The organism is Xenorhabdus innexi (assembly GCF_002632485.1).
GTDB lineage: Bacteria > Pseudomonadota > Gammaproteobacteria > Enterobacterales > Enterobacteriaceae > Xenorhabdus > Xenorhabdus innexi.
In genome coordinates this window covers 1-1,028 of the sequence record NZ_NIBU01000193.1, presented here as the reverse complement: position 1 = coordinate 1,028, position 1,028 = coordinate 1, and the positions used below count along the sequence as shown (strand labels likewise).

2 protein-coding genes are annotated in these 1,028 nt (G+C 50.4%); both read right to left on the bottom strand.

The window, feature by feature from the left end; all coding sequences use genetic code 11:
* A partial coding sequence (locus tag Xinn_RS21005) for a baseplate J/gp47 family protein (protein ID WP_169923646.1) occupies positions 1–626 on the bottom strand: 626 nt, incomplete at its 3' end.
* Positions 610–972 (bottom strand): contractile injection system sheath initiator, encoded by a 363-nt coding sequence (locus Xinn_RS21000; RefSeq protein WP_086956373.1) that lies wholly within the window; start codon positions 970–972, stop codon positions 610–612. The genes Xinn_RS21000 and Xinn_RS21005, both read right to left, overlap by 17 nt.
* Between the last annotated feature and the right edge of the window lie 56 nt (positions 973–1,028).

The window sequence follows — 1,028 nt, the reverse complement described above, 5'->3', positions numbered from 1 at the left end:
AAAGCCGCTTCAATACCTTGTCGGTCATCATGATTATTAATGGAGTGTGACCGCATAAACCGCAGCAGAAAATTACCGTCGGTCTCTTCCTCGTTACCGATGTCGGCTTCTTTTGTGGTGACGGCTTTATCCACGCCCACAATCACTGTTTCCAGTTGCAACTCCTTATGGGATTGCAGGGCAAATGCGCCCAGCTCCTGACTCTGTAATTGAACCTGAGCCGAACCGTTGTGGTTGAGGGTAGTCTCTGTCAGCGTCACCCATCGGATACGGTTCTCATCGGTTAACACTGTTCCCGCCGGAATGGTAATGCCCGCCTGACCGGTAATGATCACCGCGTTGAGGTAACTGAATTCCGCCCCCCGGCGAACCAGTCCCGCATACATGGCCCGTTGCTCCAGCCATGAGCCGGTGGCGTGATAGGGGTCTAACATCTGTGCGATAAAGGCGATAACCTGATTGATGTTGGCTAACTCTTGTGAGAACAAGCCAATAATCTGCCCGTCCGGGGAATCGGCATCCAGATTAATATCTTCACCATAAATACGCCTGAAGCCGTCTTCCAGCCGTTGATGAATGGCAGAAAGTTGCTCAATGACAATGCCGGTATCAGTGATCTGGAGCATAGAGACTGACCTCACTTTGATTGTCATGAATATCGATGTAGGTGACTTCAACCAACGACTTACGGCTATCGGCTTCCAGGCGGATATCAAAATGGGTGATTTCCTGTACGCCCTGTGTGTTCAATACGGTTTCTTTCAATTCAGCCTCCATCGTCATCAGATTAGGATTTTTACGCAGGTAATCGAACCACGACACCCCGTGCTCAGGATCAAGGAACCAGTCATTAAACAGGGACAGCAGACGTGTTTTCACGGATTGCGCGATAGCGTCTGATTTTGTGGCGTAATCACTGCGCCCGTTACCGAATGTCCAGTCGTGGTGATTATCCAGTCGTCGTACTCTCATTTATTCGGCCTCCCGGTATTGCCGCCGTGTGAATCAGGGTGGGTGTGGTTTTCAAG

Excerpts from the sequence above, each read along its gene's own strand:
- Xinn_RS21000 (WP_086956373.1), bottom strand. The coding sequence starts at position 972 with ATGAGAGTACGACGACTGGATAATCACCACGACTGGACATTCGGTAAC.